The organism is Allocoprobacillus halotolerans, from assembly GCF_024399475.1.
Classification (GTDB): domain Bacteria; phylum Bacillota_I; class Bacilli_A; order Erysipelotrichales; family Coprobacillaceae; genus Allocoprobacillus; species Allocoprobacillus halotolerans.
Map to the genome: position 1 here is coordinate 1,412,405 of NZ_CP101620.1, position 16,710 is coordinate 1,429,114.

Sequence of the window (16,710 nt, forward strand, 5' to 3'; positions counted from 1 at the left end):
AATTTCGTTAATGATGGCGAAGTTCCTTTTACTGAAAAGTGAAGACAATCGTAATGTTGTCAAAGCAGTAGAGAATATGTAAAAAAGAACTTAATAATCTCAAAGGAATCTTTGTCACAAAAGCTGTGGCAAGAGTTATTGCTATCTTAACAGGAAAAGAGGAAATCTTAGACCAAGTGGAAGGAGATGAAGGGACAGTGGAAATGTGGTCATTTTGGAAAAATGCAGAAAATTCAGGGATTCAAAAAGGTATGCTGCGAATAGTTATTTCACAACTCAAAAATGTATTAGGAAAACTCACACCTGAATTGACATTAAAAATTGAATTAAGTAATGAAGAAAAATTAAATAATCTTGCATTACATATTTCAGACATTCATAGTGAAGCTGATGTCTATAAGATACTTGAATAATACAATAAAGGAATTTCGTTAATGATGGCGAAGTTCCTTTTTTGATTTTCTAAAACTTTTTTGTTGATTTTATCATGCTATTTTTGAAACTTTGAGTAAAAGTTTATTTGTTGCTTTTGGATTTAAAGTTTTAATATTGAGAAAATGTGATTTTATAAGTAATAATATTTTATTAATATAATAAAATATTATTGACAAATGAAATACACCTCATCATAATGCATATATACTCAAAAGGGTATAAAAGGGGGAATCAAAATGGAAGAAGTTTTACAAGAAGTATTTGGTATTTGGTTTTTGATAGGAGCATCGTTTGTCTTTTTTATGCAGGCAGGCTTTGCGATGGTAGAAGCAGGTTTCACACGAGCGAAAAATGCTGGTAACATCATTATGAAAAACCTTATGGATTTTTGTTTAGGGGCTGTTGCCTTTTTAATTTTAGGTTATAGTTTCTTATGTGAAAGTGATCTAGCAGGGGGATTTATTGGATGGCTAGGATTTGGTAATGGTCCACTTACAAACTTTGGCCAAACTGACTGGTCAAGTTTTGTATTTAATCTTGTTTTCTGTGCTACTGCTGCAACGATTGTTTCAGGAGCAATAGCAGAAAGAACAAAATTTTTATCTTATTGTGTTTATAGTTTTGTGATTAGTTTAGTTGTTTATCCAATTGAAGTACATTGGGTATGGGGTCCTGATGGTTGGTTAGCTGCAATGGGATTTCATGATTTTGCTGGTTCAGCAGTCATTCATTTCTGTGGTGGTTTAACAGCTTTAATTGGAGCCAAACTTGTTGGTCCACGTATTGGAAAATTCAACAAAGATGGCAGTCTAAATGGGATTCCAGGTCACAGTTTAACAATTGGTGCTTTAGGATGTTTCATCCTTTGGTTTGGATGGTATGGTTTCAATGGTGCTGCTACAAATGGTTTGTAGTTAGCGACAATCTTTGCCACAACAACAGTGGCTCCAGCATTAGCAACTTGTACAGTTATGATTTTTACTTGGCTTAAATACGGTAAACCTGATGTTGCTATGTCATTAAATGGTTCACTTGCTGGTTTGGTTGCGATTACCGTCGGTTGTGATGCAGTCAATGTTTTAGGTACATCAATCATTGGTATTTTAGCAGGATTTACAGTTTTATTCTTTGTTTGGCTTTTAGATTATAAATTAAAAATAGATGATCCAGTTGGTGCTGTTGCTGTTCACTTAGGAAATGGAATATTAGGAACAATTTGTGTTGGTTTATTTGCTTGTGGAACAGATACAATGCCACAAGCACAAGGATTATTCTATGGTGGTGGTTTTGATTTATTAATCACTCAAATCACAGGTTTATTAGCTATTGGTATTTGGACAGCTGTTTTAATGACTATTACATTTGTTGTGATCAAAGCAACAATTGGTTTACGTGTCAGTGAGGAAGAAGAGCTTGTTGGTTTGGATAAATTAGAACATGGACTTCAAAGTGCTTATGCTGGATTTATGTTTGAAAATGAAGTATATTCAGGTGCTACTGCTAGCTCATCTATGGATATACCAGCCATGATTGTAGAAAATCAAGAAACATCAGTTACACCAAAACATCCTTCAGGTATCTATAAAGTTGTTGTTATTGCGAAAACTGAGCGTTTCGATACATTAAAATCAAAAATGGATAAAATTGGAATTACGGGTATGACAGTCACAAAAGTGTCAGGATGTGGTGTTCAAACTGTTGTTGATGCTGCCAGAAAAGCATTGTACACAGGACATATGGGCGATGGTAAGATTTTCATTTATGAAGTTGAAAATGTTGTCAGAATTTCTTCAGGAGCACAAAGAGAAAAAGCATTAATTTATGAGAGGTAATAAAAAATATTATCACAATAATAAAAAATTATAAAAATATCTTGATAATTCGTAGAAAATTGACTATACTTATACCAGAATAAAGGAAGGGGATGAGGATAATGATGAAACTAGGCATGAAAACAACTCAATGCTTATCATCTTTATTCTCATTTTTTATTAAAAACATATCACGATTGATATGTTTTTTTATAAAAGGAGGACTTATGAAAGCATATTTGATATTAGAAGATGGGCATGTTTTTGAAGGTGAACATTTTGGAGGACATAAAGAAGTCATCAGTGAGTTTGTTTTTAATACATCAATGACTGGTTATTTAGAAGTTTTAACCGATCCTTCTTATGCTGGACAAAGTGTTGTCATGACATATCCATTAATTGGAAATTATGGTGTTTGTTTAGAAGATCAAGAATCAAACCAACCTTTTGTAGAAGGTTTTGTGGTGAGTGAACTGGCACGATTAGGAAGTCATTTTAGAAAAAATATGGATTTAGAAACTTATTTAAAACAACATGATATTATAGGAATTCAAGGTGTTGATACACGTTTTCTTACAAAATTAATAAGAAGTAAGGGATGTATGAATGGTTTAATCACAACCCATCATTATGATGATATCAGTGATGTACTAAAACGTATTCAAAATTATCAGGTAAAAGGTGTTGTCAATCAAACAACATGTCAACAACCTTATGTTTTAGGTCAAGGACAATATAAAGTTGCTTTATATGATTTTGGAGCGAAACAAAATATTGCTAGAGAATTAGTGAAAAGAAATTGTGAAGTCACAGTTTATCCAGCACGTACACCAGCTCAAACAATTCTTGAAGGACATTTTGATGGTATTATGCTTTCTAATGGTCCAGGTGATCCAAGTGAATGTCAGGATATTATTGAAAACATTAAGATATTAAGCCAAAGTGGTATCCCGATTTTTGCAATTTGTTTAGGACATCAGTTGATGTCTTTAGCACATGGTTTTCAAACTGAAAAAATGGTTTATGGACATCATGGAGCCAATCATCCAGTCAAAGATTTAAATACGAATCGTGTTTATATTTCAACACAAAATCATAACTATGTTGTTAGAAAGGAATCAATTGATGAGAGTCTTGCAAAAATGTGGTTTCAAAACGTTAATGATGGGACATTGGAAGGAATTGAATATTTACAAGAACCCATTAAAACAGTTCAGTTTCATCCTGAAGCGTGTGCTGGACCACTAGATACAGCCAATTTATTTGATCAATTTATAGAAATGATGGGAGGAAAACAAAATGCCTAGAAATCATGAAATTAAAAAAGTATTAGTTATTGGCTCTGGTCCCATTATTATTGGACAGGCAGCTGAATTTGATTATGCTGGAACACAGGCTTGTCGTGCTTTAAAAGAAGAAGGTGTGGAAGTTGTTTTAATCAATTCCAATCCAGCGACAATTATGACTGATCAGGATATTGCAGATAAAGTATACATAGAACCATTAACTGTCCCGGTTGTCAAACATTTAATTGAAGTAGAAAAGCCAGATAGTTTATTACCAACATTGGGTGGACAAAATGCTTTAAATATCGCAATGGCATTAGCTGATGAAGGCTTTTGGAAAAACATCATGTGCGTACAATTGGTACATCAACAGATACTATTAAATTAGCGGAAGATCGTTTGGAATTTAAAACTTTAATGGAAAAAATCAATGAACCATGTGCGGCTTCTACGGTCGTTAATCATGTTGATGAAGCATTAGATTTTGCAAAAAAGATTGGTTATCCAGTTGTTGTCAGACCGGCTTATACATTAGGTGGTACTGGTGGAGGTATTGCAAATAACGAAGAAGAATTACATCATATTTGTTCTAATGGCTTACGTTTATCTCGTGTTAGCCAATGTTTGATTGAAAGATGTATTGCAGGATGGAAAGAGATTGAATATGAAGTCATGCGTGATAGTCATGGTAATTGTATTACCGTATGTAATATGGAAAATCTTGACCCTGTTGGTGTGCATACGGGTGATAGTATTGTCGTAGCACCAAGTCAGACCTTATCTGATAAAGAATATCAAATGTTAAGAAGTTCAGCTTTAAATATTATTACAGCCTTAAATATTCAAGGTGGATGTAATGTACAATATGCTTTAAATCCTAATAGTTTTGAATATTGTGTGATTGAAGTTAATCCACGTGTTTCTCGTTCTTCAGCTTTGGCTTCTAAAGCAACTGGTGATCCTATTGCTAAGTTGGCAGCTAAAATTGCCTTGGGTTATACATTGGATGAAATTATTAATGCAGTTACAGGAAAAACATATGCATCTTATGAACCAACATTGGATTATATTGTATGTAAGATTCCAAAATGGCCTTTTGATAAATTTGTTGGTGCATCAAGAAAACTTGGAACACAGATGAAAGCAACGGGAGAAGTCATGAGTATTTGTCATAATTTTGAAGGTGCTTTTATGAAAGCTTTACGTTCTCTTGAACAAAATATTTATGATTTACATATTCCTGAAGTTGATGGATTATCATTGGATGAATTAAAAGTGAAGTTAAAAGATGTCGATGATCATCGTATCTTTGTAGTAGCAGAGGCTTTAAGACAGGGTATGAGTGAACAGAATATTCATGATATTACACGTATAGATTGCTGGTTTATTGATAAGATCAAACATCTCGTGGAAGTGGAAGAACAGTTAAAAACACAACCATTAACAGTTGATTTATTAAAACTAGCCAAAAGATTAGAATTTCCAGATCGAATCATTGCCAAATATACCAATCAAACAACACAAGCGATTCATCAAATGCGTTTAGAGAATGATATTGAAGCTGTTTATAAAACAGTGGATACATGTGCAGCTGAATTTGATGCCACAACACCTTATTATTATTCAGTCTATGGTGGTTATAATGAAGTCAAGCCACAAAATCAAAAGAAAAAATTATGGTTTTAGGTTCAGGTCCTATTCGTATTGGACAAGGTATTGAATTTGATTACTGTTCAGTCCATTGTGTATGGGCATTAAAACAAGCAGGATATGATACAATTATTGTCAACAACAATCCTGAAACAGTATCAACTGACTTTGATATTGCTGATCGTTTGTATTTTGAACCATTAACACCTGAAGATGTTGAAAGTATTGTACGTATTGAAAAACCTGATGGAGCAATTGTCCAATTTGGTGGACAAACAGCCATTAAATTAACCAAAGCTTTAATGGAAATGGGTGTACCTATTTTAGGAACATCAGCTGATAATGTAGATGCAGCAGAAGATCGTGAAAGATTTGATGAAATCTTACAACGTTGTGAAATTGATAGACCAAAAGGATCAACTGTTTTTACAACACAAGAAGCTTTAGAAGTGGCACATCGTTTAGGGTATCCTGTTTTAGTGAGACCATCTTATGTCTTAGGTGGTGCTGGCATGGAAATCGCATTAAATGATGGTGATATTAAAAAGTTCATGGATATTATCAATCGACAATATCAGGAACATCCAATCTTGATAGATAAATATTTATCTGGAAAAGAAGTGGAAGTGGATGCGATTTGTGATGAGTATGGTGTCTTAATACCAGGTATTATGGAACACGTAGAACGTGCAGGTGTCCATAGTGGTGATAGTATTTCCGTTTATCCACCACAAAAAATCAAACCAGAAATTAAAGATGTGATTGTTGATTATACACAAAGACTCGCCAAAGCTTTACATGTCATTGGACTTATCAATATTCAGTTTATTGTTTATGAGGATCAAGTTTATGTCATTGAAGTGAATCCACGTTCTTCTCGTACGATTCCATATATTTCTAAAGTCACAGATATTCATGTTGTTGATGTTGCTACTCATGTGATTATGGGACAATCAATTCAAGAACAAGGATATACTTATGGTTTAGCCAAAGAAAAAGACACAGTTGCCATTAAAATGCCAGTCTTCTCATTTGAAAAAATTACTGGAGCTGAAATTAGTTTAGGCCCTGAAATGAAATCAACAGGAGAAGTTTTAGGTGTATCACATGATTTTGATGAAGCAATTTATAAAGCTTTTATAGCGACAGGTATTGATTTACCAAAGAAAAAGAATATTATCTGTACAATTAAAGATAGTGCTAAAGAAGAATTCTTACCTATCGCCAAAAAGTATTATCAATTTGGTTATGATATTTATGCGACAATTGGAACTTTTACTTATTTAATTGAACACGGTGTACCTGCACATCTTGTCAATCGTATTGCTGATAAGAAAAATACAATCTTTGATTTGATGTTGACAGATACTGTTGATCTCATTATTGATATTCCAACAAGAAATAATAATTTAAAAGATGGTTTTATGATTCGTCGTTTTGCAGTTGAAGCAGGTATTCCTATTTATACTTCTTTAGATACTGCTCAAGCATTAATTAATTGTCTTGAAAAAAGACATCAAGGCGATACATCATTAATTGATATTACAAAAATATAGTTTGTTTCAATCGACAATAATGCTGATGATATATTGCATTGTTGTCGATTGTTTTTTGATTAACAAAACATTGTCGAAAATTACTTGTCAACGCTAATGAAAGAATATTGACAATATGTTATAATGGTAAAAGATAAAGAAAAAGAGGAGTTGAATGAATTATTAATTAATGAATAAAAATAAAGTTGTCTTAGAATTTTCGTATGATAAAGATACACATACAGTGACAAAAATTATTCGTATTATACATCCTGAATATGCTCCTCTAGGAATTGTAGAATATAAAACAGGAATTACAAGAAAAGCATTAAATAATTGGTGGAAAGACCGTTCTATTCCTGCTTCAAGAAGTCAATTTAAAGAAGTTATGACTCAAATGGATATTCAGTCATCTGTGGAATTACTTGAAAGATGTTTTGGATTAAGTTTAAGTGATTAATATTGGATAAAAGAAGTTGATTCTGATATCCATTGGGAAGATATTAACTTTTTTAATAATGATTTTAGTGCAGACATGGGAAAACTGTTAATGGGGCAAATCAATTATTCTTGTGATTTGGATATTTTTAGTCCTGATAATTCAAGTGATGGCAATTTAAAAAAGAAATGGAAAATTATTAATGGTGTACGTTATCTTGTAAAAGGTGGGAACAGTTTCAATAATCAAGAACCTTTTAATGAAATCATAGCGACAAAACTCTATGAAAGAATACTTGATCAAAACGACTATGTCCCTTATCAGTTGCTTGAAGAAAATAGTACATTTTATAGTGCCTGACCAACAATGGTTCATACAGATGAAGAACTTGTATTAGCTTATTATATTGATCGTACAATCATGCAAAGAGGAAATGATTCTTTATATCATCATTTTTTAAAAGCCTGTCAAACACTCGGTATTCCCAATGCAAAGTTAAGTATTGATAAAATGATTGTTTGTGACTATATTATTGCCAATTATGATCGTCATTATCGTAATTTTGGAGCTTTGAGAAATACTGTAACATTAGAATGGGAAGGCATTGCACCTCTTTATGATAGCAGAAGCTCGTTATGGGCAACATTACCAACCTCAATGATTGGAAGTTCTTATAAAAGTAAGCCATTTAACTCTTTACCTGAAGAACAATTAGAACTTGTAGAAGATTTATCTTGGTTAGACGTCACTAAACTTAAAGAATTTGATAAAGAGGTAGAGGATATTCTTAACAGAAACCCATTGATGGATGAAAGTAGAGTTCAAGCAATTGTTCAACAAGTTCATTTGAGAATTGAAAAGATATCAATGTTAAAAAAGAGAATATATGATATAAAAAAATAGCCATTGGCTATTTTTAAATTTTTTGAGCTTTCACAAAGAAGAAAAGTCCAAGTATAAACATAATGGCTAGTGAACCAACACCAATATTCATCATTCCTGTGATTTGAGAAATCAATGAAACAAGAGTTGTTCCCATAAAAGAAGCCCCTTTACCACAAATATCATATAAACCAAAATATTCACCTGAACGATTAGCAGGGATAATTTTTGCATAATAAGAACGTGATAGAGATTGAATAGCGCCTTGAAAGATACCAACCCCAATAGCTAAGATCCAAAATTGATATTGTTGTTGGAGAGTGATTCCATATAAGGCAATTAAGAAATAAGCAAAAATACATATTTTAATCAGTTTTGTATTTTCAACACTACTGCTTAATTTTCCAAAAATTAAGGCAGCTGGAAAAGCCACGATTTGTGTTAATAATAATGCTAATAATAATCCAGTTGTATTTAATCCTAATGCTGTACCATAGGCAGTTGCCATATCAATGATTGTATAAACACCATCAATATAAAAGAAAAAGGCAATTAAGAAGAATAGAACTTTTGGATTATTTTTTAATTCACCAAAGATATTTTTTAAACGTGTAAAACTTGCTGATACAAAATGTTTTTCTTTTTCTAAATAATAAGTTTGATAATACCCTTGAAGTAATGGCACAGATAATAATAACCACCATAAAGCAATCAATACAAAACAAATGCTCATAGCGATTTCCATTGTTAAATTGAGTTTATCATAAAATAAGACAAGTGCTAAACTTCCTATAAAAGGAATACAGCTTCCAATATAACCCCAAGCATAACCTTTAGCGGAAACATTATCCATACGCTCAGGTGTTGTAATATCTGTCAACATAGAATCGTAAAATACTAAACTTAATGAATATGCAGATTTCACAATCACAAATAAACATAAAAACCATAACCATGAAGATGTAAAACCAAGTAAAATACATCCTAAAGCACCAATTAATAAGGCTATCATAAAAAGTTTTTTCTTCCAACCTTTAAAATCAGATGCCGTTCCTAGTATCGGTCCTAAAATTGCAGTGATAATTGTCGCAATAGATGTTGCATAACCCCAGAATGCTAGATAGTTTGTTTCAGATACATTGGCTGAAGTGGCTAAAAAATTAAAATAAATAGGCATGATTGTAGAAACAAGTAAAGTAAAAGCCGAATTTCCTACATCATATAAAATCCATTTCTTTTCTAAAGCAGTTGTTTTAGATAGCATAGTCTTTCTCCTTTTCATAACTTAAAACAGGAATATCCTGCCATCCTTCATGAGCACTAAAATGATTTAAAAAATCGTGACTCAAGGCTTCGTTCTTTGTTAAGTAAGCATAATAGTTTTCACTTAGCATCAAACAATGAGGAATGGATTTTTTCATAAGTTTTTCTAAACGTAGGTTACTATCATCACATTCGTGATGTGGTTTTACATCCATTAATAAACCACGATAACCTTTGTATTTACCAGAAATCAATAAGAACGTCTTGACTAATGTTCTGATGATTGGTTGATGACTGGCAAGAATACGATTATATGTTTTCATTGATTTGAGTGTTGATAATATTTGTTGATTTGTAAATTGTGGAAAGAATGTCTGAATGACTTTGGCATTATCCATTGTTGGATTTAAATGCTTTGTTAAATCAGTATAAAGAGGTTTATGCTGACGCTGCAATAAAAGATATTTATCCATTTCACATTCAATCAGTGAATGTGAAACATGCGAAACTTCAATCTTCTTTTCAATATAACTATGACATTCATAATCTAAAGCAAAATGAGCAATAAAACCTAACATATAAGCAATCTTGGCTTCACGATGACTTTTTTCTAAAATGACATGACGTGAACTTTCAAAGAAATCATAGGCTTTTTGTTTATGCATAGCACTTCCCCAACGATTTAAATCGTTATAATGATAAATTTGATAATAGAAAAAAATATCAGGTCCATGTAATCCTATTTCATAAAGATCTTGATGTTCTTGAATGATTTTTTGAATATGGGCTGGATAGACTTTTTCATTTCTTCCCCAAAACAATAATGCGTATATATGGCTGGCATATATGAACCCCTCCTAACGTGTATATCTTACCACAAAAATATCAAAATAATGTAAAAAATATATAAAATATTTGTAATGAATACCATCATAGGGACATCCTATGATGGTATTATAGAGCTTTTTCAAGCTGCTGGATGAGTAATTGTTGGTCTTGCACGTTTGGATGGGATAAAGCCTGATCAAAGTTTTCTATCATAGGTAAGAATTTTTCAGGTTGTGTTTGAGTCATTTGTTCGTAACGTTTTCTAACAGAAAGAGGCATTTTTCCCTGACACATAAATTCTGCAATATTTTCATTATCCTTGGCAATATAATCTTTAACACGTTGCATAATACGATTAAAATATTCCTGACTTCCACCAAAACCAGCAGTTCCAAATAAGAGTATTTTTTGATGATGGAGTTGTTTTAAATATGTTTGAATAGCTTCATCACAAGTTCCTTTATCAGTCCAAAAACCAATAAACAGATAATCAGCTTGTAAAGGAGCTTGCTGAGCTTTACCGTAATAACAGCACTCTTCTTTGAAGTGATTATGAATTGTTTTGGCATTACCAGTTGGACTTGAAAAAATAACAGCATATGACATAAATAAACCTTAAATTATAGACATTATAGGAATTTATGGAAATGTTGTCAAATTAAATAAATTTATAAAAAATTAAGGAATTTTTTGTATGTTTGGTTTATAATGTAAGCCAAATAAGGGTATAGTTTTATTAAATGAAACGGAAGGAGGAAATCATGAAAAAGATTATTGGATTCATGCTTGCTTTTTTAGTGATAACAGGATGCCAAGCAAAAGATGATGAAGCACCCGTTTTATCTTTGTCTAAATCAAGAGTACAGATAGCGTTAAATGAATCTATTGATTATCTTCAATATGTTGAAAAAGCATACGATAAGAAAGATGGAGATTTAATTAAGCAAGTGAATTATACTACGATTGATACATCTACAGTTGGAAAAAAGACGATTCATTATGATGTGAAAGATCAAGCAGGTAATCAAAGTCAAACAGATTTAATTGTGGATGTTGTAGAATATTTTGGAGATTTGATTAATCCAGTGACAGCACAGGCAGATATTGTTGAAAACCCTGATGATGTGACTGTTCTTGTCAATAAATTACATGAAATTCCTGAAGGATGGAAACCTGATGATTTAGAAAAAGTCATCGATTGTAGTCAAAAATTACGTCATGAAGCTAACGAGGCTTATACAAGGTTTTATCAGGCAGCGAAAGTGAAGGGAATTGATATTTATACAATTTCTGGTTATCGTGAACCTGAAACACAAGAGTTATATTGGAATAATGTCGTGAAAGTGTCTGGTGAAGAACATGCTATTCAATATAATGCGTATCCTCGTCGTAGTGAACATGAACTTGGTTTATGTGTGGATGTTTCCTATACAACAGAAGGTGATCGTTTGAGTGAAAAGGTTGCTGATAGTGCATTAGGAAAGTTTATTGAAAGCGATGCTTATCAATATGGCTTTATTTTACGTTATCCTAAAGATAAAGTACGTATCACAGGTTATAATTATGAGCCATGGCATATCCGTTATGTTGGGGTTGAACTGGCAACTCAATTACATAATGAAAACAAAACATTAGAAGAATATTATGAAGGTTAAGGAGAACAAGTATGACAACAGCAAAATTTTATAAAGTATCTTATCAACAATTTGAAGAAGCGTATTTAGATTATGATTCCAAAGCAACATCTAAACAAATTCAAGAAGTCTATGATGCGATTCAACTTCCAAAACGTGCAACAAAAGGATCAGCAGGATATGATTTTTATACACCAATAGATATTTGTTTAAAACCACAGGAAACGATTAAGATTCCAACAGGGATTCGTTGTGAAATGAATGAAAGATGGGTTTTGATGATATATCCAAGAAGTGGTTTAGGGTTTAAGTATCGTTTACAGTTAAATAATACAGTTGGTGTGATTGACAGTGATTATTTTTATTCTGATAATGAAGGACATATTTTTATCAAGATGACAAATGACACAAATGAAAATAAGACTGTTGAAGTTTTGGCAGGTCAAGGCGTTGCACAAGGTATATTTATGCAATATGGTATTGTTGAAGATGATGATGCAAGTGAAACACGTAATGGTGGATTTGGGAGTACGACAAAATAAATGAAGAAAATTCTTTTATGGGTAGTGGTAGCACTATTGATTGGTGGTTGTCAAAAAACAACACCTAAACAAGAAGCATCTAAACAAGTTGAAGATGACATTGTTTCATTTGTTGCTGTAGGGGATAATTTAATGCATCAAAAATTATTAGATGGAGCAAAAACAGAAGATGGTTATGACTTTTCTCCGTATTATACAAATATCAAACCTTATATTGAACAGGCTGATTTAGCATTTGTTAATCAAGAAACAATTTTAGGTGGTGGTAAACCTTCAGGATATCCATATTTTAATACACCTGATGAAATGGCAAAGAATTTACATGATGTTGGTTTTGATATTGTTAATGGCTCAACCAATCATGCATTAGATCAAGGATACAAAGGTGTTCAACATTCTTTAGAAGTTTTTAAACAATATCCTGATATGACTTATATTGGTTTATATGAATCAAAAGATGATCGTATACAAGTTGTTGAGAAAAATGGTTTACGTATTGCCTTTTTAACATATAATCAAACGCTAAATACAACTCAGGACTATCCATCTTATTGTATTCATGATTTTAATCAAGAACAGATCAAACAAGATGTTGAAAATGCACAGGAAATCAGTGATATTATTATTGCCTCTTGTCATTGGGGTGTAGAAAACGATACTGAACCACAACCGTTTCAAAAGAAAAATGCAAAATTGTTAGCTGATTTAGGTGTCGATATTATTTTAGGAACACATACCCATACATTAGAACCCATTGAATGGATTGAAGGAAAAGATGGACATAAAACACTGTGTGCTTATAGTTTAGGTAATTTTATTAGTGGGATGTTAGAAGAAGAAACACAGTTAGGTGGTATGGTGTCATGTGATTTTCATAAAGTGGGTAGTGAATGGACAATTGAAAATGTTTGTTTAACACCACTAATGAATCATTATGAGGCATCTGATTTAAAAGATGTCTATGATACAAGAGAGATGTTTACTGTATATAGATTAAAAGATTATACGGATGAACTTGCAAAAACTCATGCTTTGCAAGGTTATGAAGGAATTCAAATTTCTATTGCTCGTATGCAAGAAAAAGTGAAAGAAAGAGTAAGTAGTGATATTCAAATAGATATGTAAGGAACATATGTTCCTTCCTTTTGTTAATGGAATGATGACGAAATTTTGACTATTATAGAAAAGCTCTATAAAAAAATGTAGAAGTATGCTATAATACAACCGTTAAAATAAAAAATGTGGGAGAAAGAGTATGATTGGTTTTTATAATTATACTGTCATATTAACTTATTTAAGTTTAATAAGTGCTTTATTTGGTACCCATTTAGCTTTTAAAGGGAACTTTGGTGGTGCGCTTATTTGCTTATTATTAAGTGGTGCTTTTGATTCTTTTGATGGAATGGTAGCACGTACAAAGAAAGACAGAACAGAAGAAGAAAGAAAATTTGGAATACAGATTGATTCATTAGCGGATATGTTTAGTTTTGGTATTTTTCCAGCTATTATTGGTTATACCATGATTAATTCTTTGCCGTTCAATGTAGTCTCTTGGGTATGGTTTGGTATTTTTGCTTTATATGCTTTATGTGCAATTAGTCGTTTGGGATATTTTAATGTTGTAGAAGAAATGCGTCAAAAAGAAACAACAGAAAAACGTAAGTATTATCAAGGCTTACCTGTAACAAGTGCAGCATTAATTTTTCCATCTGTGTATCTGTTAAGACATATTTTGACACCAGAAATGACGTATGCTATATATGCATGGGTAATGTTCTTTACAGCATGGGCATTTATTGTTAATTTTAAAGTGAGAAAACCAGGATTACCAGGTATTATAGGTATGCTTGTGATTGGTATTATCATTTGTGTAGGATTGTTGATGTTATGAAAATATTTGATCGTCAGGGACAAGAATTAAAAGTCAATCAAAGTCAAAATCAATTATTAAGATTGTTATATAGTCATTTTTTAGGAAGATGTGCACTGAAAGTGTTAACCCTTCCTTTTATTACCTATATTGGTGGTTGGTATATGAACAGTCGTTTTTCAAAACGTAAGATTCAACCATTTATTACCCAAAATCAAATAAATATGAGTCAATATGAAAAGCAAGATTATTGTTGTTATAATGACTTTTTTACTAGAAAAATCAAAAAAGACAAAAGACCTATCCATATGCAAGATGATGTTTTGATTGCACCAGCAGATTCAAAATTATCATATTATCGTATTACACAAGATACGCATTTAAAAATCAAAGATTCTATCTATGCTTTATCAGATCTTTTACAAAATGAAACATTGGCTCAAACATATGATGGGGGAGTCTGTCTGATTTTTAGATTAACTGTTGATGATTATCATCGTTATTGTTTTATTGATGATGGAACAAAAGAAAAAGATGTTTATATTCAAGGTGTATTTCATACTGTCAATCCCATTGCAAATGATTATTATCCTATCTATAAACAAAATTCACGTTCTTATTCTTTATTACATACAAAACATTTTGATGATGTGATTTATATGGAAGTTGGAGCGATGATGGTAGGAAAGATTGTCAATCATTCCTTAATGTCTTTTCATCGTGGTGATGAAAAAGGATATTTTGAGTTTGGAGGTTCAACAATTGTTGTCTTATTGAAAAAAGATATTGTTGAAATAGATGAAGATATTATACAAAATTCATTAAATCATGATGAAACACGTGTACTTATGGGAGAAAGAATTGGAATAAGAAAATAAGGAGGAAAGAAAATGTCAAAGGTTATAGCTGTTACAAATCAAAAAGGTGGAGTTGGTAAAACAACAACAAGTGTTAATCTGAGTGCAGCTCTTGCTTATATGGGAAAAAAGGTTTTATTGATTGATATTGATCCTCAGGCGAATGCAACGCAGGGATTAGGTATTGATCGTTTATCTTTAGAATATACAATTTATGACGCTATTACACAACAAATGCCAATCAGGGAAATTCGCATTCCTTCAGGAGTAGATAACCTTGACATTGTTCCTGCGAATATTGATTTGGCTGGTGTGGAAATAGAACTTTCACAAGTGAAATCAGGACGTGAACAAAGATTGAAAGGGGCATTAGGAGATTTAAGAAATCAATATGATTATGTGATTATTGATTGTCCTCCAGCTTTAGGTTTGTTAAATACCAATGCTTTAACAGCTGCTGATTCAGTTTTGATTCCTGTTCAATGTGAATATTATGCTTTGGAGGGATTAACACAATTATTAAATACAATCTTATTGACACAAAAAGTCTTTAATGAAAATCTAACCATTGAAGGTGTATTATTAACAATGTTAGATGCACGTACAAATTTAGGCGTCGAAGTTTCACAGGAAGTGCGTAAATATTTTAGAGAAAAAGTTTATGATGTGGTGATTCCAAGAAATATTAAATTATCAGAAGCTCCATCTGAAGGATTAAATATTTTTGATTATGATGCTCATTCTGAAGGAGCAAAATCATATGCAAAACTAGCGAAGGAAGTGGTGAAACGTAATGGCCGCAAGTAAAAAGAAAAAGAGTGGTTTGGGAAAAGGTTTAAATGAATTATTTCAAGGTGAAGATATTCAAACAATGATTGATGCGATTGAGAAGAAACCTTCTCAATTTTCACAGATTCAAGTGCCAATTGAACAGATTCGTCCTAATCCTTATCAGCCAAGAAAACATTTTGATGAAGAAAAATTGAATGAATTGGCACAATCTATTAAGGAACATGGGATTTTTCAACCAATTATTTTAAAAGAAGCTATTCAAGGTTATGAAATTGTTGCGGGAGAAAGACGTTATCGTGCAGCATCGCTTGTAGGATTGAAAGAAATACCAGCGATTATTGTTGATTTTACAGATCAACAGATGATGGAAATAGCATTGTTAGAAAATATTCAAAGAGAAGATTTGAATGCGATTGAAGAAGCACAGGCTTATCAAACTATGATGACAAAGCTTAAATTAACGCAAGAAGAACTTGCCAAACGTATAGGTAAGTCAAGAGCTCATGTGGCTAATACAGTCAGACTTTTAAAGATGCCTCAAAAATTACAAGATTATGTTTTAGAAGGAACGCTGACAATGGGGCATATTAAACCATTGATTACAATTGATGAAAAGAAAGCGTTAGAAGTCGCAAAAAAAGCAATTGATCAACAGTTATCGGTTAGAGAAGTTGAAGATATTGTCAAAGGAATTAAACTTCAAGAAGCAAGAAAATCGAAACCAAAAGAAGTGAAACCTAAAGAATATGTTTACGTTGAAGGTTTGTTACGTAAAAAATATCGTACAAAGATTAAAGTCGATGAACATACGATTACTTTAAAATATACGGATACTAAAGATTTAAATCGTATCCTAGAATTAATGGGTGTTATTGAAGAAGAATAA

15 protein-coding genes and 2 pseudogenes are annotated in these 16,710 nt (G+C 32.0%); 14 read left to right on the forward strand and 3 right to left on the reverse strand.

Annotation, left to right across the window (positions count from 1 at the left end):
• Window positions 1–125 precede the first annotated feature (125 nt).
• From NMU03_RS08370 to NMU03_RS08405, 7 genes and pseudogenes are all read left to right on the forward strand, one after another.
• Entirely contained in the window at window positions 126–413 is a 288-nt protein-coding gene (locus tag NMU03_RS08370) for a DUF4351 domain-containing protein (RefSeq protein ID WP_290142207.1), read from the forward strand.
• A gap of 258 nt (window positions 414–671) precedes the next feature.
• Window positions 672–2,267, forward strand: a pseudogene (locus tag NMU03_RS08375) (ammonium transporter).
• Between the two features lie 206 nt (window positions 2,268–2,473).
• Complete coding sequence (locus NMU03_RS08385; protein WP_290142209.1) at window positions 2,474–3,553, forward strand: carbamoyl phosphate synthase small subunit; 1,080 nt, start codon at window positions 2,474–2,476, stop codon at window positions 3,551–3,553.
• Window positions 3,546–6,738: pseudogene (gene carB / locus NMU03_RS08390) on the forward strand (carbamoyl-phosphate synthase large subunit). The gene NMU03_RS08385 and the pseudogene carB overlap by 8 nt, the downstream one beginning before the upstream one ends.
• A gap of 169 nt (window positions 6,739–6,907) precedes the next feature.
• Window positions 6,908–7,177, forward strand: a complete 270-nt coding sequence (locus tag NMU03_RS08395; protein WP_290142211.1) for a hypothetical protein — start codon at window positions 6,908–6,910, stop codon at window positions 7,175–7,177.
• A gap of 75 nt (window positions 7,178–7,252) precedes the next feature.
• Window positions 7,253–7,516, forward strand: a complete 264-nt coding sequence (locus NMU03_RS08400; RefSeq protein ID WP_290142213.1) for a hypothetical protein — start codon at window positions 7,253–7,255, stop codon at window positions 7,514–7,516.
• Between the two features lie 6 nt (window positions 7,517–7,522).
• The gene (locus NMU03_RS08405) at window positions 7,523–8,059 is read left to right on the forward strand and encodes a HipA domain-containing protein (RefSeq protein WP_290142214.1); all 537 of its coding nucleotides are present in this window, start codon (window positions 7,523–7,525) and stop codon (window positions 8,057–8,059) included.
• 13 nt (window positions 8,060–8,072) lie between these two features.
• On the opposite strand, the gene NMU03_RS08410 is transcribed toward NMU03_RS08405, so the two are convergent.
• The 3 genes from NMU03_RS08410 to bilS form a co-directional block, all read right to left on the reverse strand.
• On the reverse strand, window positions 8,073–9,302 hold the full coding sequence (locus NMU03_RS08410; protein WP_290142215.1) for an MFS transporter: 1,230 nt from the start codon (window positions 9,300–9,302) through the stop codon (window positions 8,073–8,075).
• Window positions 9,292–10,122, reverse strand: coding sequence for a zinc dependent phospholipase C family protein (locus tag NMU03_RS08415; RefSeq protein WP_290142216.1), 831 nt, complete (start codon window positions 10,120–10,122; stop codon window positions 9,292–9,294). Before NMU03_RS08415 ends, NMU03_RS08410 begins: the two co-directional genes overlap by 11 nt.
• A gap of 133 nt (window positions 10,123–10,255) precedes the next feature.
• Window positions 10,256–10,735 carry a flavodoxin family protein BilS gene (gene bilS, locus NMU03_RS08420; protein WP_290142217.1) on the reverse strand — a complete coding sequence of 160 codons (480 nt, stop codon included), beginning with the start codon at window positions 10,733–10,735 and terminating at the stop codon, window positions 10,256–10,258.
• 155 nt (window positions 10,736–10,890) lie between these two features.
• Here bilS and NMU03_RS08425 point away from each other — a divergent pair, with 155 nt between their 5' ends.
• The 7 genes from NMU03_RS08425 to NMU03_RS08455 all read left to right on the forward strand — a co-directional run bounded on the left by NMU03_RS08425 (window position 10,891) and on the right by NMU03_RS08455 (window position 16,710).
• Window positions 10,891–11,784: a D-alanyl-D-alanine carboxypeptidase family protein gene (locus NMU03_RS08425; RefSeq protein ID WP_290142218.1), complete on the forward strand. Its 894-nt coding sequence runs from the start codon at window positions 10,891–10,893 to the stop codon at window positions 11,782–11,784.
• An 11-nt stretch (window positions 11,785–11,795) separates the two neighbouring features.
• Complete coding sequence (locus tag NMU03_RS08430) at window positions 11,796–12,305, forward strand: dUTP diphosphatase (RefSeq protein ID WP_290142219.1); 510 nt, start codon at window positions 11,796–11,798, stop codon at window positions 12,303–12,305.
• Window positions 12,306–13,430 (forward strand): CapA family protein, encoded by a 1,125-nt coding sequence (locus NMU03_RS08435; protein ID WP_290142220.1) that lies wholly within the window; start codon window positions 12,306–12,308, stop codon window positions 13,428–13,430.
• Window positions 13,431–13,560: 130 nt separating this feature from the next.
• Window positions 13,561–14,196: a CDP-alcohol phosphatidyltransferase family protein gene (locus tag NMU03_RS08440; protein ID WP_290142221.1), complete on the forward strand. Its 636-nt coding sequence runs from the start codon at window positions 13,561–13,563 to the stop codon at window positions 14,194–14,196.
• Window positions 14,193–15,053, forward strand: coding sequence for a phosphatidylserine decarboxylase (locus tag NMU03_RS08445; RefSeq protein WP_290142222.1), 861 nt, complete (start codon window positions 14,193–14,195; stop codon window positions 15,051–15,053). Before NMU03_RS08440 ends, NMU03_RS08445 begins: the two co-directional genes overlap by 4 nt.
• A gap of 12 nt (window positions 15,054–15,065) precedes the next feature.
• A complete protein-coding gene (locus NMU03_RS08450; protein WP_290142223.1) occupies window positions 15,066–15,839 on the forward strand; it encodes a ParA family protein in 774 nt (257 codons plus the stop codon).
• A complete protein-coding gene (locus tag NMU03_RS08455; RefSeq protein ID WP_290142224.1) occupies window positions 15,826–16,710 on the forward strand; it encodes a ParB/RepB/Spo0J family partition protein in 885 nt (294 codons plus the stop codon). The genes NMU03_RS08450 and NMU03_RS08455 overlap by 14 nt, the downstream gene beginning before the upstream one ends.